The following is a 21104-nucleotide window of genomic DNA, read 5'->3' as shown; positions in this document are numbered from 1 at the left end:
TTCCTCCTCTAACCCAGCAGCTGGCTGACGGCCGCCAGGGCCGCCTCCCGGGCCAGCTCCCGCACCATGTCCTCCAGCCGCTGGCCGTTGACGGACACGCCGCCGGTCATCTCCACGCCGTCTCTGCCCAGCGACATGGAGCTCTTTCCGCTGGTCATGGCCACCTGCCCCTGTCCCAGGAAGAGGTCGCAGTCCACGCCAGTCAGCCGGACCTCGCCGGGCTTCAGGTCCTCCGCCTCCTGGGTGGTGCCCAGGATACAGGGGGACTCCCCCTCCGCTCCGGCCTTGAGCACCATCACCTTGTCCCCGGAGGTGGGCCGCCAGCTGTAGCCGCCGGGGCCGTACACATTGATCCAGCGCCGCTCCCCGCCCAGGCTCACCCCGGCAGGGTCGCCCCCCAGGGTGACAGTGCCCACCTCAGCCGCCGCCTCCCGCACCGGAAGGTTTCGAGTTCGTTCTGATGTCCACATCCTTCTCACCTCAAACTGTAAAATCAGGGGGCGCCAGCACCATCCTGCTCCAGCGCCCGCCCATGTCCATCCCCACGGTCACCTCCACCGCCCGGTACTGGCCGTTCCAATCCAGTCCGCTGCGACGGACCGTCACCAGCTCCCCCGGCCAGACGCAGAAGGGCTGTCCCACGGTCACCTCCATGCGCTTCCACTCCGAGGCGGATTTGTCCAGCTGAAACGCCCCGCTGTAGCGCATGTCCTTGTACGTGCTCCGCTCCGGCATGGTAATGATCCGCCGGGCCTGACCTCCGGCGGCAGTAAACTCCTTGTTGTCCAGCGTCTCCACCATTCCGCTCCACCGGTCCCGCACCAGCACCTGAGACAGCACTCCGTACCGCCGGTCCCGGCGCGTCAGTGAGATCAGAGGCGCGCTGTCGTCCACCAGCCGCTCCGTTCTGTCGTCCCACCCGGCCAGCACCAGCCGGCCCTCCCGGTCAAACCTGGGCGCGACCCCTCCGTAGTAGCGGGCAAACTCATAGACCACCGACCACTCGCTGCTCCCGGTGGAGACAGAAAACTGAGAAACCGCCCGGAGCTCGGTCCCTGAAGCCACCGAGATTCCGTAGGGCCGCACGTGGTCCCGGACGATATCCTTCTGGGTGGCAATCTGGTAGTCCTGCCCCAGGGCCTCGTTGTCCAGCAGGAGGGCCGCCATCCCCCGTCCGGACACCTCCAGCACCCGTCCCTGGGCGGTGATGCTCACCTCACACTCATCCACCACGCCGGTGAACACCCGCTCACCCTCATACTCAGCCTCAAAGCGCACCCAGTCCTCCGGCCTGGCGGTGTTGTCCACATCCCAGGCGCACCGCACCCAAAAGCTGTCACAGGGCACCCCGGCGGTGTACTCCAGCCGCCAGGCCAGCAGCTTGGGCAGCGTCCAGCGCGTCTGATCCGCGCCAATCACACAGGCTGTCACCGCACCCGTACCTCCTCTCCGATTTGGATCAGGTTGGGATTTTTGATCTGGGGATTGAGGGCGATCAGCTCCGCCAGCGTCACGCCGTACTGGCTGGCCAGCGCCCACAGGGTGTCCCCCTGCACCACCCGGTGACACACCGCCTGACTGCCGGACTGCGTCCCGCTCCCCGCCTGGGAGCCTCTCCCTCCGGTGCGGACCGCCAGTCCGCTGTACAGCCCATACTCCTCCCAGAAGGTAAAGGAGTAGCGCACATAGTCCGGCCTGGGCGCCTGCTCCACCCTGAGCGAGACAAAATAGGCGTTGGCCACCTGCCACAGAGGGTGGACCAGCAGGCCGGGCCCGTCCTCGTAGAAGACGCTGGCCAGCCGCTGAAATTCCACATAGGCCCCCGTCCCCACAAACTCCCCCTCGCCCTCCATGACCCGGTGCCCCATCCCCAGGTCCTGGAGCTGGTAGCGGCCAAAGGGCGTCTTGTGCACCGCCACCGGCCGCTGAAACGCGATGGAGTAGACCCGCGGATTGTGGGGCCAGGTGTAGCTCTTATAGCGCATCGGTGTCAGATTCATCTACAACCTCCTAATACAGAGAAAAGCCGCCGTCATAGCGGCGGCTGTCCCGGCGGAAGGCCCGGTCGGCCCGCTCCGCCCACTCCTGCTCCGCGCCGGCGGAACCGCTCAGACCTCCGCCGCTCCAGACCTCCTCCGGTACGGCGGCGCTGCGGGGACCGGCGAGCGAGACCGGATACCCGCTCTGCCTCTCCCCGCCCCCCCAGCGGAACCGCTCCAGCCGCCCCTCCCCAGCGGTCATCACAGCCCAGGAGGCGGCAGCGCGGTCCAGCTCCTCCAGCTGCTCCAGCAGAGGGACCCCGCCCGGCTCCGCCTTCTCCTGGTTTGTCTGAACGGCGGCAGCCCCGGCATGCTCCGGATGGTCCGCTCCCGGCCCCTCCTGGAACCCTTGGGCCGCAGTCTCACCGCCGTTCTGCCAGTCTCCGGTGGCCCCGGCCTGTTCCTCTGGAAACTCCTCGTTCAGGCCCGCATTGTCAACCGCCTTTTCGAGCCGGTCTACCTTCTCTTTTAAGCCGTCAACCTCCCGCTCAGATTCGGATACAAGTTCAGCTGCGCCGCGCTCCGCCCCAAGGGGATCGGAGCCGCCGGCAGACCCTTCCGGCTCCCCCTCAACAGGCGGTCCAGGCAGGCTTTGCTCCATCCTCCGCACCTGCTCCAGGAGCGCACCGGATCGTTCCAGATGCTCCTCCAGGTAATCAGTCAACGCCGCATCCTCCTCTCAGCTCCTCAAAGCGCGCCGGATCAAAGGTGGGGTTGTCCGTCCCCTCCTCCCACTCCGCCGCAGGGCGTCCGCACCTGGAGCACCGCTCCTCCAGCGCCCGGGCGCGGCAGCTGGGGCATAAGCGCCCCAGCTGCTCCTCCCGGTCCAGAATGGTATTGGCCAGACACCAGAGGTAGTCCCGCCCCTTCATGGCCCTGGCCCGTTCCTCGGTAGGCAGCGCGCCAAACTGCCGCAGCACCCGCCAGCGCAGCCGCTCTCCGGCGTTGCCCGCCAGGTCCTGCTTGACCTGCTCCAGCTCCTCCTGCGGCAGGCCCAGCCCCGGATCGTTCTCCCGGCTGAAGGCGGCCCACCGGGCGGCCAGAGCGGCGATCTCCTCCGCCGTCAGTCCGGCCAGCACCGCCCGGCCGTCCGCAAAGACCGGCATCTGATCCTCCGTCCGCTCCAGCGCCCGGGCCAGCAGGCAGGCGTTGGAGCACAGCGCCCGTTCCCGTCCGTCCGCCGCCAGCTCCAGCCCCTCCCGCCGGGCCTGAATCGCCTCCAGCGCCGACAGCAGCCGCAGATCAAAGCCGTTGTCCAGCGGCATCCGGTCCCGCCCGGCCAGCATCGAAAGGACCATCGCTTACGCCCCCGTCTCGATACGCCGGGAGGCCACCAGGGTAACCTTCTCCAGCACCATGCTGCCGATGTTGGCGCTCTCCTGGATGGCGCTCCACTGGCAGTCGGAGTAGATGATCTTCTTGTCCGGTTTGCAGATGACCAGCGAAAAGCCGGCCAAGGAGTAAAAATCGATGTTGTCTCGGATGGCCTCATCTGTGGCGTACAGCCGGGTCAGCTCGATCACATGGGCGGCCTGTCCGGGGACGGTGGCCACTGGCTCCGCCTCCCCGAAGGCCTCCACAGCCGTACTGCTCTTGGTGGTCTTGGCCGCATAGCTCTGCACCACCGCCACCCGTACGCCGTCCACCTCCAGATAAATGTCGCTGCTGGTGGGAAATCCTGCAATGCTCATACCTCAACCTCCTCAAACGGTAATATGGGCTGTCAGCCAGATCTGGTTCAGCCCGTGGGCCACGGTAAAGGCGAACTCCACCAGGCACCGGGTGGGGTCCTCGGCGTCGGCAGTCACCGTCACGTCCTCATACCCGGTGATGATCTCCCGGGCCAGCTTGTTCTCCAGCTCCAGCACCACCTGGGCCCGGATGGCCCCCCGGCTCTGAGCGGTGTTCTTGGCCCGGCGGAACTTGCTGCGCAGAACGTCCCGCAGGCCGGGGATCACATCGTCCACCACCCGGATAGCGGACAGGTCCCGCCATGCGGAATCCGACGCGCCTGCCGTCGTGGTGCGGGTGGTCACCCCCCGGATCACGCTGATCACGCCCCCCGAGCTCTCCACCGGGGTCACTCCGCCCAAAATCAGCTGGTCCACGTCGTTATCCTCCAGCCGGACCGACAGCCCATTCAGGCCCAGCAGCTCTGCGCCGCCCAGCGGGACGGCGGGGTCGCTCTCCCCAGCGATGGCGCCGGCCACAGCGGCGGCCAGGGGCAGGCCCGAGATAGAGGCCCCGCCGCCGTCCACAGCGCCGGGCGCCACCAGCACCACCCGCTCGTGGTTCAGCTCCCTGGCCCGCTCAATGAGGCCGTCCACGCTCTCATCCCGGTCCCCGGCCAGCACGCACAGGCGCTCCCGCCGCAGGCTGGCGGCCTCGGCCACGCTGTCCCGCAGCTTTTTCTGCACCGCCCGGTCCGTGCTGTCACACAGCACCAGAGCGATGCCCTCCATCCTGGCCAGCTGGGTAAAGGCCGCCTCGTAGCCGCTCTCGCCGTCTACCGGCACGGCCACCACGCCGGAGGCCCCGTTCTTCAGGGCCAGCCGGATCAGCTCCGCCATATCCTCCGCCCCGCTGGAGCCGAAGGCAGCCACCGCTCTGTCATAGCTGGTAATGGTCTTGGCCACTCCAGCCTCCGCCTGGGTGTTGACCGCCGCAAGGCCCACCAGCCGGCCCGTACCCCGGCCGCTGACCACGGTAGACGCGTCGTAGGAGGAGTAGACCCCGGACGCTGATGTACACTGATACTCATTCTTTCCTTACACCTCGCAATTCAAAATCGACAAACACGCCGCCCGCATCGGTCACGGCGCACAGCCAGGCGGTGCAAACCGCCTCCACCGGCCGCTTCAGCCGCCGGCTCTCCCCATCCCAGGCCGTCTGCCCGCAGGAAAACTCCTGCAGGTCCAGCCCCTCCGGACCGCCCAGGACCAGGACCCCGGCCAGCGCGTCAAAGGCGCTCTGGACCGCCTCTCCGTCCTCCCGCTCGGGTGCGTAGATGTCCAGCCCGAGGGTCAGCTGCGCCCGTTTCCCGTACCGCTCCTCCCACCGGCCGCTCCTCTCATCGTACCGCTCCCCCAGGTAGTCCTGAAAGCTGGCTGAGCCCGCCCTGCACCCCCGGACGGACACCACCACCACCGGCTCCGTCCACTCCTGCCTGGGCGCGGCGGGCCAGGCGGTCACCGCGGGGACGCCCTGTTGGCAGAGGTAGTCCGCCATCGTCTGGCGGATCTGCTCCAGTCCTGTGTTCATGCTCTCACCTCATCTCTCGGGCAGAGCACCGCCCGCCAGTGGGGGCAGATGCCCTCCCCCACCCGGTGCGCGGACTGCACCTGATACTCCTGGCCCTGCCACTCCACCAGGGTGTCCAGGTCCAGGGGATGCCCGGCGGGACCCAGATAGAGAAACCGGTCCTGCCGCCGCAGCCCCAAGGGGGTGGGGACCTCCTGGCGCCCTCCCCGCTCCAGGACAGGCTGAACAAAGGCTCGAAGGGAACGGGAGTCTCCCCTCTGGCGCAGCGTGACGGGCTGGCCGAAGCGGAGCAGGAGCCGCTCCCACTCCCGCTCCATCATCCCTCCACCCCCTGAAAAACAAAGCCGGTCTGTTCCAGCCAGGGGGCCAGCAGGCTCTCGGCCTGGACGGACAGGTTTCCGCCCGTCCCTCTGTCCGTCTCCTTTCGGATGGTCAGCTCACCGGCGGTGAAGGAGGTCACCCCGCCTGTCATTCCGGACAGCCGGTCCATCACGGTCATCGCCACCGCCAGCGGAAAGGCGGTGCCGCAGTCCTCGGGGATCACCCCCTGCTTCAGCCGGTCCGCCATCCGCCCCCGCACCGCCTGGACCAGGGGGAGCAGCAGCTCCTCCTGGTCCTCACAGGCGCCCATCGCCCTGCACAGGGCCATGATCTCCTCGTTCATCTCACAGCTCCAGCACCTGGCTGGCCTCGGGGAACACCTTGGCAAAGCCGCTGACGGTGGTAATGGCCGCCCGCTCCAGCTGGCGGTCGATGAGCTTGTCATACTCCACCATCACGCCGCCGCTCTGGACCATCTCCAGCGCGAACCGCTTGTCCAGACCCACGGCGGTCTTCTCCGGCAGAACGCTGGTGCGCAGCAGAGCCGCCCCCAGGGGGGTAGCCAGCTGGCCGGTGCCCTGGAAGTTCAGCCCGGTGAGGGGATTCTGGAACTCGGGCAGCTTAAGCAGCTGGAGCATCACGTCGCCGGACACCAGCAGGGTGTTCATCACATAGGGGTCAAACTTGGCCCAGAACTCTACCAGGACGTTGTAGTCGAAGGTGCTCCCGCCCAGGGAGGTCTTCTCTGCGGGGTTGTCGTTGCCGTCGCCGTCGATGAGCACCTTCACCGCGTCCTCCAGGTGGGTACGGGCGATGTGGGCGCCGATCTGCCGCAGGGTGACGGAGAACAGGTCCAGCTTCTGGAAGCGGACCGCCTCATAGGTGGCCACCAGCATCCGCCCCCGCTTGTGGAGCTTGACCAGGTTGGCCTGGACCTTGATGGTCGTCTCGGGAATGGCGTTTCCCTCCTCCACCTCCTTCAGCTCCTTCTCCTCGCCCGCCGCCTCCGAGGTGATGGAGCGGTAGTCCAGCCCCTCAATGGTGGTGACGGCGGCTGTGATCTGGGGAAGGATATCCCCCTCCTCCATGCCCTGGCGCACGGTGCGGGAGATGTACTCCGGGAACAGCACCGCAGCGTCAGACGTGCGGAAGAACTTCTCCACCACGTCGCTGCCCGCGCCTCTCACCTTAATATCGAAGCGTTTGAGCTGCCGCTGAAAGGCATCCAGCCCCTCCAAGGCGGTGCCCTTGTAGCGTTCGCTGGGGTCCAGACGCTCCAGCACCTGGCTGAAGGATCGGCCCGCCTCCTGATACATGCCCTTGTCCAGCTTGAGATTGTCGTAGTAATAAGCCATGTGTTTTACCTCCTTTTTACCATCAAACCATAAATGCCCGGTCCTGCTCCTCCAGGACGGCCTCTCTCTCTCCATAGGCGAGCTGAGGCTTTACCGGCAGCCGCTCCTCCGCCCGGCGGGCAAAGGACTGTTTCAGCTCCTCCAGCTCCCGGTGGGACAGCTTGTCCGCCAGCGACTTCATAGCCCGGCCGTCCAGCTCCCGGTCGGCCAGCAGGGCCAGCCGCACCACCTCTCCCCGGAGGTGCTCCAGATACTTCCGCCCCAGGGCGGCCTCCTCCTTCAGCCGCTCCAGCCCAGGACCGCCGTCCCGCCGGACGGACTTCACCACCCCGGCCCCGGGCTGAGCGGGCACCGCCACAAAGGAGAACTCGTAGGCGTCTCCGGCCCCTTCCAGGGTAGCCCAGCACAGCTGTCCGCCGTACTCCTGCCCCTTCTCGTGTCCGCAGTCGGTCACGGTCCGGTCACAGCCGCAGATGGAGCAGATGGAGCGCTCCACCGAACAGCCCACGCTGACCTCCTTTTTGATGCCGCCCTCGATTTCGGCAATCAGGTCCCCGTTGCTGCTGGTACGCACCATATAGGCGTATCCCTTCAGCCAGCAGTAGCCGTCTCCGGCCCTGGTCAGCCGCTCCGGCTCCTGGATCACCTCGGTCTTGTAGATCCGGGCCGCCTGGCCCTTTGCCGACCACTGGTGGTCAAAGATGCCGCTTTTCCCCACAAACAGGGGGGCCAGCTCCTCCAGGGTCTGGGACGCGAACCGCTCAAAATCCCGGTCGATCTCGTTGTCGCACAGCCGTACTGAAAAGGTATACACCTCCTCCGCCGCCAGGGGCCGCCGGGCCAGCGCCCCGATCAGCTCCAGATCGCCAGCCGCCAGGGCTGCGCCTTCGCCGCCCTCCGTCTCTTTCATAATTTTCACGGAATCTCCCTCCTCAATTTTTCCGCCTGAGCCCGATAGAGCTCCGCCTTGGCCTCCTCCACGATGTCCTGCAGGTTGATGTCCTCCCAGAGGATCTCCGCCTCCCCGCCAAACCCGTGGAGCCGCAGCCACAGCTCGGCCACCCGGCACAGGGCCGGCTCCACCGTCCGCCGGATGGCGGTCACCTCACTGGTGAGCAGGTCGGCCTGCTGGGCGCTCATCCGCTCGGTGGACGACCAGGACAGCCCCAGCATAAACGGCGGGATACCCGTCCGGGCCACCAGCTGCTCCAGAATCTGCCGCACCGGGACCTCGCTGTCCAGAACCGGGCTGTCCGCCCCGATGACCTTGATGTCCACGTCGCCCACTGCCACAAAGTCCCGGACGGAACCCTCCCGTCCCGCCTGCATGGCGGCGGACCATTCCTGAGCGATCTGCCCGCACCGCTCCTGGGCAAAGGCCTCCTCGCCCTCCCCGGGCTTACACACCACGGCGAAGCGGAGGCTGCCCGCCCGCTCCCAATTCTGACCAGTGGCCTGAAAAATTTTCAGCAGGATCCCGGCCATAAAGGGCATAGACCGCAGCAGCGACACCCCGCAGGGGGCGTCCCCCGTGGGCTGGAAGGGGGTAAACAGCAGCAGCTCCTGCCAGGGCAGCTCCTGGCGCTCCCCCAGCCCTGCCCGGCACAGCCGGAAGTCCAAGGGGCTGTCCCCGATCTTCACCTCCACCTGCTCCGGACTGGCGCACAGCAGGGCGGCGATCTCCCTTCCGTCCCCGGTCAGCACAATCTCCCCCAGGGCGCGGCCGCAGGTAAACAGGTCGTCCAGATACCGGTCCAGAAAGGACTGCACGCCCCGCTGTCCCCAGCCAGTATCCACCGTCCGGAAAAACTCCTCCAGCCCCGCCTGGGCCTTCCTGTCCCCGCACCGGACGCCCACCCCGCCGCACAGCCGGGCCAGCTTCCAGATGGCGGCGTCCACAATGGGCACCGCCTCCCGAATGGCCCGGTACAGGGCGATCTCCCCGGTGTGCAGGGGGACGTACCGGTCCAGCGCCCCAAAGGGGTGCCCCTCCTCCCGCCGCACCTGAACCACCGGCGCGGGGGGTTCGCGCCGCTTTTGCTTCCACCATTTCATAGTAGTCTGCTCCTTTCTCAAAAGGCTTTTCGCTCCACGCTCCCGGCACACCAGCCGCCTGGACCGGCCTTCCCCGCCACCGTAGCGGCAAAGTACCGGATCTCGTCCATCGCGTGGTCGTGCTCCTTGCGCACCTGATCCTGTCCCTGGGTCCGGTCGTCCCAGCGGTACAGGGAAAATTCCCGGATGGCGTCCTTGCAGTTTCTGCAGATGACCAGCCTGCCGCTCTTCAGCAGCTGAGCGGTGAGCCGGATACCGGACAGCACCTGGTTGTCCGCCTTCCGCACCCGCCAGCCCCGGCGCCGCAAGGTCTCGCAGAAGCTGGCCGCCGAGGGGTCGGCAATGACCGCCCGGATGCTCCTTCCTCCCGCCAGCCTGGCCAGATCGTCGGCGTACTCCTCGTCGGTCTTCTGCCGCCGCATGGCCCGGCCGTCATAAAAATACTCGGCCACCCGGTACCACACCCCGTTCTTCCGCCCCCAAAGCCCCATGGACGTGGGATTGGAGGTCCCGTAGTCGCAGGAGATGTACCACTCCTCCAAGGGCTCCTCCGGAGGACTCTGAACAAAGCTCTCGTCAAAAAAGTCATACACCAGCCCCTCGGCGGCCACCCACTCCCCCAGCACAAACCGGCGGTAGAAGGTCCCCTGAAAGGTATTGGCGTACCGCTCCCGCACCTGGGGCGAGAGTCCTGGATTGTCCTCCATGGTGAACTGGAGGCGCAGAGCGTTTTTCTCCTCCGCCTTGAGCACCCACTCCTGATAAAACCAGTGGGCGGGGGACTCCGGATTGCAGGAAAACCACAGCCTGCTCCCGGAGACGGAACACCGGGCGGCGGTCTGCTCCACAAAGGACCGGGGCATCAGCGCCGCCTCATCCAGCAGAGCTCCCGCCAGGGTAATGCCCTGGATCAGGGCGGCGGAGCTCTCGTCCTTCCCGCCAAAGAGGTAGAAGGAATTCCGCCGTCCGCCCAGCCTCACCTGGATGACATTTCTGGACACCTTCTGCACACACCGGAACCCCATCCCCTCCAGCAGCGGGATCAGCTCGGACAGCAGATTTCTCCGCACCGACTGAATGGTCCGCCCGCACAGGGCAAAGTTCCGATTCTGGAAGGAGCACATCGCCCAGCAGAAGAAGGACAGGCCGGTGCACAGGGTCTTGCCGCTGCGCACCGCGCCGTCGCAGATGATGGCCTGCCGGTCCCGCTCTGGAGAATCCGGCCGCCACCAGGTAAGCACCTGCCGCTGTTTTGGGGAAAACACCATTGCTCCCATGCGCTATCCCCCCTGTTCCTCCATGGCCTGGAGGAAGCGGTCCACCTGCTCCTCGCCGCTGTGGTCCACCGCGTCCAGCAGCCGCTCCAGCAGCCGCCCCCGGTCCACAAACTTCAGCTCTACCACGCCGTTGCTCCCCCGCTTGAACTCGGTGAGGGCGTCCAGGTCCAGCCCGTCGGTCCCGCACCACTCCTCGGGCGGGAAGCAGGCCAGCTTGACGGCGTCCCCCGCCCCCGCGTTGGCCAGCTTCCACATGCGCTTAATGATCTGCTCCCGGTTTGGGAGCCCCTTTGTCTTAGCCACCTCATCCCTCCTTACACCCATAGGCCTTCGCGGGGAAAAGTTGTACGTTTGGGTGCATCCAACAAAAAATTTTTTCTCTCCCCGATTCGCCTGTTTTTGCCGTTCCGCTAAGGTACACTGTCCCACAATTGAAAAAAATACCTTTTGCTCCCGGCGTATAGAAAAAACTCCCGCTCCACATCCTGACCATACCCGCAAATTGATGGATCAGGAGGAATCCTTTATGAAAAAATCCCTGTCGTTATTGCTGTCCGTACTCATGCTTTCCGCCGCCGTTCCCCAGGCCGGAGCCGCGCCCGCGGCGGAGGCCGGCCTGAATCTCTCCTGCACCTCCGCCGTTCTGATGGAAAAGGAGACGGGCGCTTTCCTCCTGGAGGAAAACGCCCATGAAAAGCTGGAACCAGCCAGCGTCACCAAGATCATGACCCTTCTGCTGGTGATGGAGGCGGTGGACTCCGGCCAGCTGTCCAAAGACGACCCGGTCACCGTCTCCGCCTACGCCGCCGGCATGGGCGGCTCCCAGGTCTACCTGGAGGAGGGGGAACAGATGCCCGTGTCCGAGATGATTAAATGCGTTACCGTAGTCTCGGGCAACGACTGCGCCGTGGCCTTGGCCGAGCACTTGGCGGGCAGCGAGGGGGCCTTCGTCACCCGGATGAACCAGCGGGCCCAGGAGCTGGGCATGGCGGACACCAACTTTTTGAACTGCACCGGCCTGCCCGCCCAGGGCCACGTAACCAGCGCCCACGACATCGCTCTCATGTCCCGCGAGCTGATCCGGAACCACCCCTCCATCCGGGAGTACACCACCATCTGGATGGACTCCATCCGCAACGGCGAATTCGGCCTGACCAACACCAACCGGCTGGTCCGCTTCTACGAGGGGGCCACCGGCCTGAAGACGGGCTATACCAGCTCCGCCCACTACTGCATGTCGGCCACCGCCGAGCGGGACGGCATGGAGCTGATCGCGGTGGTGATGAAGTCTCCCACCAGCAACCAGCGTTTTGACGACGCCAAGGCCCTTCTGGATTACGGCTTTGCCAACTACGCCATGGTCCCCGTCTATCCGGAGGTCCCTCTGGCCCCGGTAGACGTATTGCTGGGCGTCCAGGCCCAGGTCCAGCCCCAGCTGGAGCGGGACTGCCGGCTGCTGGTCCGCAAGGGCGAGGAGGGCCAGGTGACCACCCGTCTGTCCATGGCCCAGGACGTGGAAGCGCCGGTGGAAAAGGGCCAAACTCTGGGCCAGCTGGAGGTCTATGTGGGGGACGAGCTGCGGGATGCCATCCCCATCCTGTCCTCCCAGCAGGTGGACCGCCTGTCCGTTCCCGGCATTTTCTCCCGCATGCTTCGCAAGCTGCTCATGGCGGACTGAGCACTGTCCGTCTCCGGCAAGGGCGCAGCCCTTGCCCTACATGACCCGGCCGCATGTTCACCCTGGGAATTTTCTTTCTGATTTCCCCCTGCTTTTCCACTATTTTACTTGACGGCCCTTTTCTATTGTTGTATAATTTTGATAAATATACCCAACCACGCGTCACATTCCCTTGTTGGTTTTAGCCGACAAGAGGCTTCCAAAAGATTCCACGAGGTGATAAATATGTCCAAATACCAAGAAAAACTCTCTTCCAACGACCTTTTTCTGGAGCTTGAAGCCTTTTCCGAAGGCCGCTCCACCCACGCCTGGAAGTGCTTTGGCGCCCACCCCGCCAAGGACGAAACCGGCGCTGAGGGCTACCTGTTCCGGGTCTGGGCGCCCAACGCGCCCAAGGTCACCGTCATTGGCGACTTCAACGGCTGGGATCTGGAAGCCACCCCCATGACCAGGGTGGAGGGCGGCATCTGGGAGGCCTTCGTCCCCGGCCTGAACCGCTACGACACCTACCAGTACGCCATACATAAGGCGGACGGCAGCGGCTTTGTAGGCAAAGCCGACCCCTATGGCTTCCACGCCGCCACCCGGCCCGACGTATCCAGCAAGCTCTACGACCTGGACACCGGCTACCAGTGGGGGGATCAGGACTGGCTGACCTTCCGCTCCAAGAACCCGCCCTACCGCCGGCCCATGAACATCTATGAGTGCCACCTGGGCTCCTGGCGGCGCACCGGCGAGGGGGAGTTCCTCAGCTACCGGGACATCACCTCCTATCTGGTCCCCTACGTGAAGGAGATGGGCTTCACCCACGTAGAGCTGCTTCCCGTCACCGAGCACCCCCTGGACGCCTCCTGGGGCTACCAGTGCACCGGCTACTTCGCCGCCACCAGCCGCTTCGGCACCCCGGACGATCTGAAGTACCTCATCGACCAGCTCCACCAGGCCGGCATCGGGGTCATCATGGACTGGGTGCCCGCCCACTTCCCCCGGGACGCCTTCGGCCTGTACAACTTCGACAGCACCCCCACCTACGAGTACGCCGACCCCCGGAAGGGGGAGCACAAGGAGTGGGGCACCGACGTCTTCGACTTCGGCCGCAATGAGGTGCGCTCCTTCCTGTTCTCCTCGGCCATGTTCTGGCTGGAGGAGTACCACATGGACGGCCTGCGGGTGGATGCTGTCTCCTCCATGCTCTACCTGGACTACAACCGGAAGGACGGAGAGTGGCTGCCTAACGTGAACGGCGGCCACGAGAATCTGGAGGCCATCAAGTTCTTCCAGGATCTGAACACCGCCGTCTTCGCCGCCCACCCCGACGTGCTGATGGTGGCCGAAGAGTCCACCGCCTGGCCCAAGGTGACCAAGCCGGTGGACGACGGCGGCCTGGGCTTCAACTTCAAGTGGAACATGGGCTGGATGAACGACATCTGCCACTATATCAAGCTGGACCCCTACTTCCGCCAGTTCAACCACCGGGACATCACCTTCTCCCTGATGTACGCTTTTTCCGAAAACTATATTCTGCCTCTGTCCCACGACGAGGTGGTCCACATGAAGGGCTCCTTCTTTGGAAAAATGCCTGGGGACAACCCGCTGAAATTCGCCGGAGTCCGGGCCTTCTACACCTATATGATGACCCACCCCGGCAAAAAGCTCACCTTCATGGGGGCTGAGCTGGGCCAGTGGAACGAGTGGCACTACGAGTATTCTCTGGACTGGCACCTGCTCCAGTACGCCCCCCACCGCCAGACCCAGGACTTCTTCAAGGCCATGAACGCCTTCTACCTGGAAAACGCCCCTCTGTGGGACCAGGACGACTCCTGGCAGGGCTTCCAGTGGCTGTGCGCCGACGACAACAACGCCAACACCGTGGCCTTCCTCCGCTGGGACCGGAAGGGCAATCCCCTCATCGTGCTGTGCAACTTCTCCCCCGAGCACCGGGACGGCTACCGGGTGGGCGCTCCCTTCGCCGGCAGCTGGGGCGTCGCCTTCAACACCGATGACCCGGCTTATGGCGGCGAGGGTCTGGGTGACAAGGCCCCCATCAAGACGGAGAAGATCCCCTGCCACGACCAGCAGCAGTCCCTGATCGTGGACCTGCCTCCCATGTCCGCCGTGATTCTGCGCTGCGTGCGCAAGAACCCCGTCCGCAAGCCCAAGGCGGAGAAAGCCGAACAAGCGTCCGCCGCCAAAAAGGCAGCCAAACCCGCCCCAAAGGCGGAAAAGGCCCCCGCCAAAAAGACCGCCTCTAAGTCCAAGGCAGAGAAGCCCGCCTCGGACAAACCAAAAAAGACGGCCCGGCCCAAAAAGGCCGGTGAATGACGGGCATTCTCAGGGCCAAAAGCCCCGACTTGAATATGCTAGACCCCAAACAAAGTAAGAGGTGAACAACATGAAGAAAGAAGTTGTCGCCATGCTGCTGGCCGGCGGCCAGGGCAGCCGTCTTTACGCCCTGACCAGCAACGTGGCAAAACCCGCCGTCCCCTTCGGCGGCAAGTACCGCATCATCGATTTTCCCCTGTCCAACTGTGTCAACTCCGGCATCGACACGGTAGGCGTTCTCACTCAATACCGCCCCCTGGAGCTGAACAGCTATCTGGGCAACGGCCAGCCTTGGGACCTGGACCGGTCTGACGGCGGCGTCCATATCCTCCCCCCCTACCTGGGCGAAGGGGAGAAGGGCAGCTGGTACAAGGGCACTGCCAACGCGATCTATCAGAACATCGGCTTCCTGGACCTGTACGATCCGGAGTATGTGGTAGTCCTGTCCGGCGACCACATCTATAAAATGGACTACTCCGAAATGGTGGATTTCCACAAGAAGTCCGAGGCGGCCTGCACCATCTCCGTACTGGAGGTCACCATGGAGGAGGCCAAGCGCTTCGGCATTCTGAACGTGGAGGCGGACGACAAGGTATACGAGTTTGAGGAAAAGCCCCCCCAGCCCAAGAGCAACCTGGCCTCCATGGGCATTTATGTGTTCACCTGGTCCAAGCTGAGAAAATACCTCATCGACGATGAGGCCGACCCCAACTCCTCCAACGACTTCGGCAAAAATATCATCCCCAATATGCTGAACGCCGGCGAAAAGCTGATGGCCTACCGCTTCGCGGGCTACTGGAAGGACGTGGGCACCATCGACTCCCTGTGGGACGCCAACATGGACCTTCTGGCCGGCAGCAGCAGCGGCCTGGATATGTACGACGACAGCTGGCCCATCTACGCCCGCACCCCCATCAAGCCGCCCCACTGCACCGGCCCTGACGCCATGATCACCCACTCCATGGTCACCGGCGGCAGCACGGTAGACGGCGCCGTGGCCAACTCGGTGCTCTTCAACTCGGTCACCGTAGAAAAGGGAGCCGATATCCAATATTCCATCCTCATGCCCGGCGCCACCGTCAAGGAGGGTGCCAAGGTGTACTACTCCATCGTTGCGGAGAACGCCACGGTGGAGGCCGGCGCCACCGTGGGCGCCGCCCCGGACGGCAGCGAAAACTGGGGCATCGCCGTAGTGGCCGGCGGGATCACTGTGGGCAAGAACGCCACCGTCCCGCCAAAAGCCATGATCCGCGAAGATGTGAAAGGAGGTGAGCAGGCATGAATGATCTGCACAGCATTCTGTTCGCTTACCGCTCGGATGCCAACCTGGGCGAGCTGACCCGTCCCCGCAACACCTGCTCTCTGCCCTTCGGCGGCCGGTACCGCCTGATCGACTTCATGCTGTCCAACTGCGTCAACGCCGGTATCACCGACGTGGGCGTGGTGGTCCACCAAAGCTACCAGTCCCTGCTGGACCACCTGGGCTCCGGCAAGGACTGGGACCTGAGCCGCAAGCACGGCGGCCTGCGCATCCTGCCCCCCTTCAGCTACACCGAGCAGGGCCAGGGCGAGTACCGCGGCAGCATGGAGGCTCTGGCCGGCGTAGCCGACTACCTGGAGGACATCCGCCAGGACTACGTCCTGCTGGCCTGGGGCGACATCGCCATCAACCTGCCCGTCAACGAGGTCTTTGAGCAGCACAAGAACTCCGGCGCGGATATCACCATCGTCTGTACCCCCACTCTGAAGGGCGCGCCCCAGTTCTCCGAGTACGTAGAGGTCAGCGAGGAGGGCCGGATCACCGACCTGTCCGTCCACCCCACCTCCGCCGACAAGGCGCTGGAATCCCTGGAGATCTACATTCTGTCCAAGCGCCTGCTGATGGACATGGTGGACTACTGCGCCGCCCACGACGTGACCAACTTCAGCCGCGGCGTCCTTCAGCCCCGGATGAAGTCTCTGAAGATGATGCCCTATATCCACAAGGGCTATGTAGGCCGCTTCCAGTCGGTAAGCGACTACTTCCAGCGTTCCCAGGATCTGCTGGTCCCTGCGGTCCGGGCCGATCTGTTCAACCCCGCCCGTCCCATCCGCACCAAGGACCAGTCCAATCCGTCCACCTACTACGGCCCCGAGTCCAAATCCGTCTGCTCTCTGGTAGCCGACGGCTGTCAGATCGAGGGCGAGGTGGAGAACTCCATTCTGGCCCGCGGCGTGGTGGTGGAGAAGGGCGCCAAGGTTTCCAACAGCGTGCTCATGCAGGGCACGGTGGTCAAGGCTGGAGCCTCTCTGTCCTACGTCATCGCGGACAAGGACGTGAAGGTAAACGAGGGCCGCATGCTCATGGGCCATTTCACGTACCCCCTGGCCATCGCCAAAGGTTCGGTGGTATAAGCTTGTATAAAACAGGTGCGGACGCTTTCCTTGGCGGAAAGCGTCCGCACCTACCAAGAATCATCTGAAAAGAGGACTTGTTATGAAAATTCTTTTCGCAACCTCCGAGGCAGCCCCATTCATCAAAACCGGCGGTCTGGCCGACGTAGCCGGCTCTCTTCCCCAGGCTCTGGCGGCCGAGGGCCATGAGGTCAAGGTGATCCTCCCTCTGTACGAGGGGATCGACGAGGATTGGCGCGCCAAGATGACCTTCCTGAAGTATTTTAACGTCACCCTGGCCTGGCGTCAGGTGTACTGCGGCATTTTTGAGGCGGAATACCAGGGTGTCACCTTCTGGTTTGTGGACAACGAGTATTACTTCAAGCGCTGGCAGCTCTACGGGCACTTTGACGACTGTGAGCGCTTCGCCTATTTTTCCCGCGCCGTTGTGGAGACCCCCGGCCAGCTGGGCTGGTCCCCCGACATCATCCACTGCAACGACTGGCAGACCGCCCTGGTCCCCGTCTACCTGCTGGAGGAGAAGTACCGCATCCCCGAGCTGGCCGGTGCCAAGACGGTGTACACCATCCACAACATCGAGTACCAGGGCCGTTACGGCGATCAGGTGCTCCAGGATGTCATCGGCCTGGACCGCAGCTACTTCAACGAGGGCATGCTGGCCTACCACCGGGACGTGAACCTGATGAAGGGCGCGATCATGGCATCCAACTTCGTCACCACCGTCTCCCCCACCTACGCCCAGGAGCTGCGCACCCCCTTCTACGCCCACGGGCTGGACGGCGTCATTAACCAGCAGAGCAGCAAGCTGGAGGGCATCCTCAACGGCATCGACACAGAGCTGTACGATCCCGCCGCCATGACCGGTCTGGCAGCCAACTATACCCTAAAGAACATCGCCAAGGGCAAGGCCGCCTGCAAGGCCGCCCTGCAGCAGGCTGTTGGCCTCCAGGAGGACCCGAATGTGCCCCTCATCGCCTGCGTCTCCCGTCTGGTCGGCCACAAGGGCTTCTCCATGGTCACCGACGCCATCCACGAGATCATGGGCCTGGGCACCAAGGGCGTTCAGATGGTGGTGCTGGGCACCGGCGACTGGCAGTATGAGGAGGCGTTCCGCAACGCCCAGAACCAGTATCCTGGCCGCTTCGCCGCTCAGCTGACCTACTCCGCCCCCCTGTCCAACATGATCTACGCTGGCGCGGACATTTTCCTGATGCCCTCCGTATCCGAACCCTGCGGTCTGAGCCAGATGATCGCCATGCGCTTCGGCACCATCCCCGTAGTCCGGGAGACCGGCGGCCTGAAGGACAGCGTCACCCCCTACAACAAGTACGAGGGCACCGGCCGGGGCTTCACCTTCTCCAACATCAGCGCGGGCGACATGGTGTGGGTCCTCCGCGAGGCGGTAGATCTGTACAACGACGACAAGAAGGCTTGGAAGGGCCTCCAGAAGGAGGGCATGGCCGCCGACTTCTCCTGGAAAAATTCTGCTCAGCAGTATGTCAGCATCTACGAGCGCATTCTCGGCTGACCGTCCAAACAATAACAAATTCCCGCCCTAGTGGGCGGGAATTTGTTATTTCAAGATGGACATGACACCGGGGATGTCGATTTGTGGGCAAACAGCTGCGAGGAATTTATGTATTTCCAGATCGTTGAAGAAGTGGCGGATAAAAACAGGGAAATTCATTCGGATGATATAATCAACACGAACGGTAAGATGGGGGCCATCCCCTGGGCCAGCTGGTCCAGATAGTCCTTGAAGCGTGCAGCAGCCTCACTCCCCGCCGGCCTTTGCAAGGGAGCGCACAAAAAATAAGCGGCCACGATGTTTTCACAGCCTCGCCGTTGACGCTCCCCTAAAAATCTGTTAAAATGGCTATTTGTGGGAGGCATTCCCTCCCACTGAACCCGACATTCAAACAGGAGGCACTGTTATGAACCAATATGCATCTGAATACACCAAGGAACAACTGACCGAAATGATCACCGGCAAGCTCCAGCGCAACTTTGGCTGCACGGTGGAGACCGCCAACAACACGCACATGTTCAAGGCCTGCGCCCTGGTCCTGCGGGACATCATGTCCCGCCACCGCATGGAAACCAGCAACCAGGTCTGGGAAAAGCAGCAGCGCCAGGTCCACTACCTGTCCCTGGAGTTTCTTATGGGCCGCTCTCTGGAGAAGAACGCCTACAACCTGGGCCTTCTGGACACTCTGAAGGACGTTCTGGAGGGCATGGGCTTTTCCGCCGCCGACCTTTTCGAGTCTGAGCCGGACGCCGGCCTGGGCAACGGCGGTCTGGGCCGTCTGGCCGCCTGCTATCTGGACTCCATGACCACCCTGGAGATCCCCGCCACCGGCTACTCCATCTGCTACGAGCTGGGCATTTTCAAGCAGAAGATCATCGACGGCAAGCAGGAGGAGCTGGCCGACAACTGGCTGGGCCTGGGCGACGCCTGGCTGCTCCCCAAGATGGAGGAGGCCGAGGAGGTCCGCTTTGGCGGCAGGATCGAAGACCGCTGGGACGAGAACGGGGGCAACCACCCCGAGCACGTGGGCTACACCGCCGTGCTGGCCATCCCCCGGGACATGAAGATCGCCGGCTATAATACACACCACACCAACACCCTGCGCCTGTGGGATGCCAAGAGTCCTGTCCCCGTAGACATGTCTCTCTACTCCCGGGGCGAGTATCTGAAGGCGGTGGAGCAGCAGGCTATGGCCGAGGTCATCGCCAAGGTCCTCTACCCCGACGACAACCACTACGAAGGGAAATCCCTGCGACTGAAGCAGCAGTATTTCTTCGTCTCCGCCACCATCCAGTCCATTGTCCGCCAGCACAAGGCCCAGTACGGCACCCTGCGCAACTTTGCCCGGAAGCATGTCATCCAGATCAACGACACCCACCCCACCCTGGTCATCCCCGAGCTGATGCGCATCCTCCTGGACCAGGAGGGCTATGGCTGGGACGAGGCCTGGCACATTGTCACCGACGCGGTGTGCTACACCAACCACACCGTCCTGGCCGAGGCGCTGGAGCGTTGGCCTCAGTCTCTGATCGAGACCCTGCTTCCCCGCATCTGGCAGATCCTGAAGGAGATCGCCAGCCGCTACCAGCAGGAGCTGGAGCGCCGCTACGGTGGGGACACCGGCAAGATCGCCCACATGGCCATCATCTGGGGCGGCGAGGTCCGCATGGCCAACCTCTGCGTCTGCGCCTGCCAGTGCATCAACGGCGTGTCCGCCCTCCACTCCGACATTCTGAAGCGGGACGTCTTCCGGGACGCCTATCAGGCCCAGCCCGGCAAGTTCAAAAACGTGACCAACGGCATCGACCACCGCCGCTGGCTGTCCCAGATCAACCCCAAGCTGGACGCCCTCATCCGGGACTGCACCGGCGGGGATCAGTACCTGCTCCACCCCGAGGCTCTGAAAGACTTTGAGAAGTCGGTGGACGACAAGACCGTGCTCAAACAGCTGGAGGACATCAAGATTGAGAACAAGCGCCGCTTTGCCGCCTGGGTCGCCCGGGAATCCGGCGTCACCCTGAACACCGACGCCATCTTCGACGTCCAGGTCAAGCGCCTTCACGAGTATAAGCGCCAGCTGCTCAACGTGCTGCACATTATCCACCTGTACAACCAGCTGCGGGACAACCCCAATATGGAGTTCACTCCCCAGACCTACCTCTTCGGAGCCAAGGCGGCCCCTGGCTACCATGTGGCCAAGCAGATCATCCAGCTGATTAACTCCCTGGCCGGCCAGATCGCCAAGGACCCTGTCTGCAAGGATAAGCTCCAGGTGGTGTTCCTGGAGAACTACCGGGTCTCTCTGGCGGAAAAGCTGATGCCCGCCTCTGAGATCTCCGAGCAGATCTCCACCGCCGGCAAGGAGGCCAGCGGCACCGGCAACATGAAGTTCATGATGAACGGCGCTCTCACCATCGGCACCCTGGACGGCGCTAACGTGGAGATGCACCAGCAGCTGGGTGACGAAAACATCTTCCTCTTCGGCCTGACCACCGAGCAGGTGAACCAGCGCAAGCGGGACGGCTACCGCCCCCACGAGATCTATCTCCACAACCAGGATCTGAAGCGGATTCTCGACCAGATCACTGCCGGTTTTGATGATAAGGTCGCCTACCCCGACCTGTCCAACCGCCTGCTCTTCGGTGCGGGCGGCAGCCAGGCCGATGAGTATATGCTGCTGGCTGACTTCGACAGCTACTGCGACGCCCACCGCCGCGCCCTGGCCGCCTACGCCGACCGCCAGCGCTGGAACCAGATGTCCCTCATCAACATCGCCCGGTCGGGCATCTTCGCCGCCGACCGCTCCATCCAGGACTACGCCCGCGACATCTGGCACGTGCCCACCCGGAAGTAAGCATAAAAAATTCCCGGCCC

The 21104-nt window shown here is 63.9% G+C and carries 21 protein-coding genes; 6 read left to right on the top strand and 15 right to left on the bottom strand.

Features of this window, described 5'->3' with window-relative positions; translation table 11 throughout:
* Window positions 1-8: 8 nt before the first annotated feature.
* From VV088_RS19770 to VV088_RS19700, 15 genes are read right to left on the bottom strand one after another with little or no spacing between them, the layout of a single operon-like run.
* On the bottom strand, window positions 9-470 hold the full coding sequence (locus VV088_RS19770) for a hypothetical protein (RefSeq protein WP_334602376.1): 462 nt from the start codon (window positions 468-470) through the stop codon (window positions 9-11).
* A gap of 10 nt (window positions 471-480) precedes the next feature.
* On the bottom strand, window positions 481-1431 hold the full coding sequence (locus VV088_RS19765; protein WP_334602375.1) for a hypothetical protein: 951 nt from the start codon (window positions 1429-1431) through the stop codon (window positions 481-483).
* Entirely contained in the window at window positions 1428-2000 is a 573-nt protein-coding gene (locus VV088_RS19760) for a LysM peptidoglycan-binding domain-containing protein (protein WP_334602374.1), read from the bottom strand. Before VV088_RS19760 ends, VV088_RS19765 begins: the two co-directional genes overlap by 4 nt.
* Before the next feature lie 10 nt (window positions 2001-2010).
* On the bottom strand, window positions 2011-2703 hold the full coding sequence (locus VV088_RS19755; RefSeq protein WP_334602373.1) for a hypothetical protein: 693 nt from the start codon (window positions 2701-2703) through the stop codon (window positions 2011-2013).
* Window positions 2696-3337 carry a hypothetical protein gene (locus tag VV088_RS19750; protein ID WP_334602372.1) on the bottom strand — a complete coding sequence of 214 codons (642 nt, stop codon included), beginning with the start codon at window positions 3335-3337 and terminating at the stop codon, window positions 2696-2698. Before VV088_RS19750 ends, VV088_RS19755 begins: the two co-directional genes overlap by 8 nt.
* Window positions 3338-3340: 3 nt before the next feature.
* Window positions 3341-3730, bottom strand: a complete 390-nt coding sequence (locus VV088_RS19745; RefSeq protein ID WP_334602371.1) for a hypothetical protein — start codon at window positions 3728-3730, stop codon at window positions 3341-3343.
* Window positions 3731-3742: 12 nt separating this feature from the next.
* Window positions 3743-4744 (bottom strand): phage tail sheath C-terminal domain-containing protein, encoded by a 1002-nt coding sequence (locus tag VV088_RS19740; RefSeq protein WP_334602370.1) that lies wholly within the window; start codon window positions 4742-4744, stop codon window positions 3743-3745.
* A 52-nt stretch (window positions 4745-4796) separates the two neighbouring features.
* Window positions 4797-5300: a hypothetical protein gene (locus VV088_RS19735; protein WP_334602369.1), complete on the bottom strand. Its 504-nt coding sequence runs from the start codon at window positions 5298-5300 to the stop codon at window positions 4797-4799.
* The gene (locus tag VV088_RS19730; protein WP_334602368.1) at window positions 5297-5620 is read right to left on the bottom strand and encodes a hypothetical protein; all 324 of its coding nucleotides are present in this window, start codon (window positions 5618-5620) and stop codon (window positions 5297-5299) included. The genes VV088_RS19735 and VV088_RS19730 overlap by 4 nt, the downstream gene beginning before the upstream one ends.
* Window positions 5617-5964: a hypothetical protein gene (locus VV088_RS19725; protein ID WP_334602367.1), complete on the bottom strand. Its 348-nt coding sequence runs from the start codon at window positions 5962-5964 to the stop codon at window positions 5617-5619. The genes VV088_RS19730 and VV088_RS19725 overlap by 4 nt, the downstream gene beginning before the upstream one ends.
* 1 nt (window position 5965) lies before the next feature.
* Complete coding sequence (locus VV088_RS19720; RefSeq protein ID WP_334602366.1) at window positions 5966-6976, bottom strand: phage major capsid protein; 1011 nt, start codon at window positions 6974-6976, stop codon at window positions 5966-5968.
* A gap of 22 nt (window positions 6977-6998) precedes the next feature.
* Entirely contained in the window at window positions 6999-7886 is an 888-nt protein-coding gene (locus VV088_RS19715; RefSeq protein WP_334602863.1) for a hypothetical protein, read from the bottom strand.
* Between the two features lie 5 nt (window positions 7887-7891).
* On the bottom strand, window positions 7892-9031 hold the full coding sequence (locus VV088_RS19710; protein WP_334602365.1) for a serine/threonine protein phosphatase: 1140 nt from the start codon (window positions 9029-9031) through the stop codon (window positions 7892-7894).
* Window positions 9032-9048: 17 nt separating this feature from the next.
* On the bottom strand, window positions 9049-10308 hold the full coding sequence (locus VV088_RS19705) for a PBSX family phage terminase large subunit (RefSeq protein ID WP_334602364.1): 1260 nt from the start codon (window positions 10306-10308) through the stop codon (window positions 9049-9051).
* A gap of 3 nt (window positions 10309-10311) precedes the next feature.
* A complete protein-coding gene (locus VV088_RS19700) occupies window positions 10312-10611 on the bottom strand; it encodes an XRE family transcriptional regulator (protein ID WP_334602363.1) in 300 nt (99 codons plus the stop codon).
* Between the two features lie 223 nt (window positions 10612-10834).
* On the opposite strand from VV088_RS19700, the gene VV088_RS19695 reads away from it, so the two are divergent.
* The 6 genes from VV088_RS19695 (at window position 10835) to VV088_RS19670 (ending at window position 21084) form a co-directional block, all read left to right on the top strand.
* Window positions 10835-11986, top strand: coding sequence for a D-alanyl-D-alanine carboxypeptidase family protein (locus VV088_RS19695; RefSeq protein WP_334602362.1), 1152 nt, complete (start codon window positions 10835-10837; stop codon window positions 11984-11986).
* A gap of 225 nt (window positions 11987-12211) precedes the next feature.
* The gene (gene glgB / locus VV088_RS19690; protein WP_334602361.1) at window positions 12212-14308 is read left to right on the top strand and encodes a 1,4-alpha-glucan branching protein GlgB; all 2097 of its coding nucleotides are present in this window, start codon (window positions 12212-12214) and stop codon (window positions 14306-14308) included.
* Window positions 14309-14378: 70 nt separating this feature from the next.
* Window positions 14379-15590 (top strand): glucose-1-phosphate adenylyltransferase, encoded by a 1212-nt coding sequence (locus VV088_RS19685; RefSeq protein WP_334602360.1) that lies wholly within the window; start codon window positions 14379-14381, stop codon window positions 15588-15590.
* Window positions 15587-16702, top strand: coding sequence for a glucose-1-phosphate adenylyltransferase subunit GlgD (gene glgD / locus VV088_RS19680; protein WP_334602359.1), 1116 nt, complete (start codon window positions 15587-15589; stop codon window positions 16700-16702). Before VV088_RS19685 ends, glgD begins: the two co-directional genes overlap by 4 nt.
* Window positions 16703-16784: 82 nt before the next feature.
* On the top strand, window positions 16785-18230 hold the full coding sequence (gene glgA / locus VV088_RS19675) for a glycogen synthase GlgA (RefSeq protein ID WP_334602358.1): 1446 nt from the start codon (window positions 16785-16787) through the stop codon (window positions 18228-18230).
* Between the two features lie 406 nt (window positions 18231-18636).
* Entirely contained in the window at window positions 18637-21084 is a 2448-nt protein-coding gene (locus VV088_RS19670) for a glycogen/starch/alpha-glucan phosphorylase (RefSeq protein WP_334602357.1), read from the top strand.
* Window positions 21085-21104 lie beyond the last annotated feature (20 nt).

Source organism: Lawsonibacter sp. JLR.KK007 (genome assembly GCF_036941135.1).
GTDB lineage: Bacteria > Bacillota > Clostridia > Oscillospirales > Oscillospiraceae > Lawsonibacter.
The sequence above is the reverse complement of the archived record's forward strand: the minus strand, read 5'-3'. Positions and strand labels throughout refer to the sequence as shown.

What these genes read in the sequence shown, in the direction of transcription:
- VV088_RS19770 (WP_334602376.1), bottom strand. Translation starts at nt 470, where the DNA reads ATGTGGACATCAGAACGAACTCGAAACCTTCCGGTGCGGGAGGCGGCG.
- VV088_RS19760 (WP_334602374.1), bottom strand. Translation starts at nt 2,000, where the DNA reads ATGAATCTGACACCGATGCGCTATAAGAGCTACACCTGGCCCCACAAT.
- VV088_RS19750 (WP_334602372.1), bottom strand. Translation starts at nt 3,337, where the DNA reads ATGGTCCTTTCGATGCTGGCCGGGCGGGACCGGATGCCGCTGGACAAC.
- VV088_RS19745 (WP_334602371.1), bottom strand. Translation starts at nt 3,730, where the DNA reads ATGAGCATTGCAGGATTTCCCACCAGCAGCGACATTTATCTGGAGGTG.
- VV088_RS19735 (WP_334602369.1), bottom strand. Translation starts at nt 5,300, where the DNA reads ATGAACACAGGACTGGAGCAGATCCGCCAGACGATGGCGGACTACCTC.
- VV088_RS19730 (WP_334602368.1), bottom strand. Translation starts at nt 5,620, where the DNA reads ATGATGGAGCGGGAGTGGGAGCGGCTCCTGCTCCGCTTCGGCCAGCCC.
- VV088_RS19725 (WP_334602367.1), bottom strand. Translation starts at nt 5,964, where the DNA reads ATGAACGAGGAGATCATGGCCCTGTGCAGGGCGATGGGCGCCTGTGAG.
- VV088_RS19720 (WP_334602366.1), bottom strand. Translation starts at nt 6,976, where the DNA reads ATGGCTTATTACTACGACAATCTCAAGCTGGACAAGGGCATGTATCAG.
- VV088_RS19715 (WP_334602863.1), bottom strand. Translation starts at nt 7,886, where the DNA reads ATGAAAGAGACGGAGGGCGGCGAAGGCGCAGCCCTGGCGGCTGGCGAT.
- VV088_RS19710 (WP_334602365.1), bottom strand. Translation starts at nt 9,031, where the DNA reads ATGAAATGGTGGAAGCAAAAGCGGCGCGAACCCCCCGCGCCGGTGGTT.
- VV088_RS19705 (WP_334602364.1), bottom strand. Translation starts at nt 10,308, where the DNA reads ATGGGAGCAATGGTGTTTTCCCCAAAACAGCGGCAGGTGCTTACCTGG.
- VV088_RS19695 (WP_334602362.1), top strand. Translation starts at nt 10,835, where the DNA reads ATGAAAAAATCCCTGTCGTTATTGCTGTCCGTACTCATGCTTTCCGCC.
- glgB (WP_334602361.1), top strand. Translation starts at nt 12,212, where the DNA reads ATGTCCAAATACCAAGAAAAACTCTCTTCCAACGACCTTTTTCTGGAG.
- VV088_RS19685 (WP_334602360.1), top strand. Translation starts at nt 14,379, where the DNA reads ATGAAGAAAGAAGTTGTCGCCATGCTGCTGGCCGGCGGCCAGGGCAGC.
- glgD (WP_334602359.1), top strand. Translation starts at nt 15,587, where the DNA reads ATGAATGATCTGCACAGCATTCTGTTCGCTTACCGCTCGGATGCCAAC.
- glgA (WP_334602358.1), top strand. Translation starts at nt 16,785, where the DNA reads ATGAAAATTCTTTTCGCAACCTCCGAGGCAGCCCCATTCATCAAAACC.
- VV088_RS19670 (WP_334602357.1), top strand. Translation starts at nt 18,637, where the DNA reads ATGAACCAATATGCATCTGAATACACCAAGGAACAACTGACCGAAATG.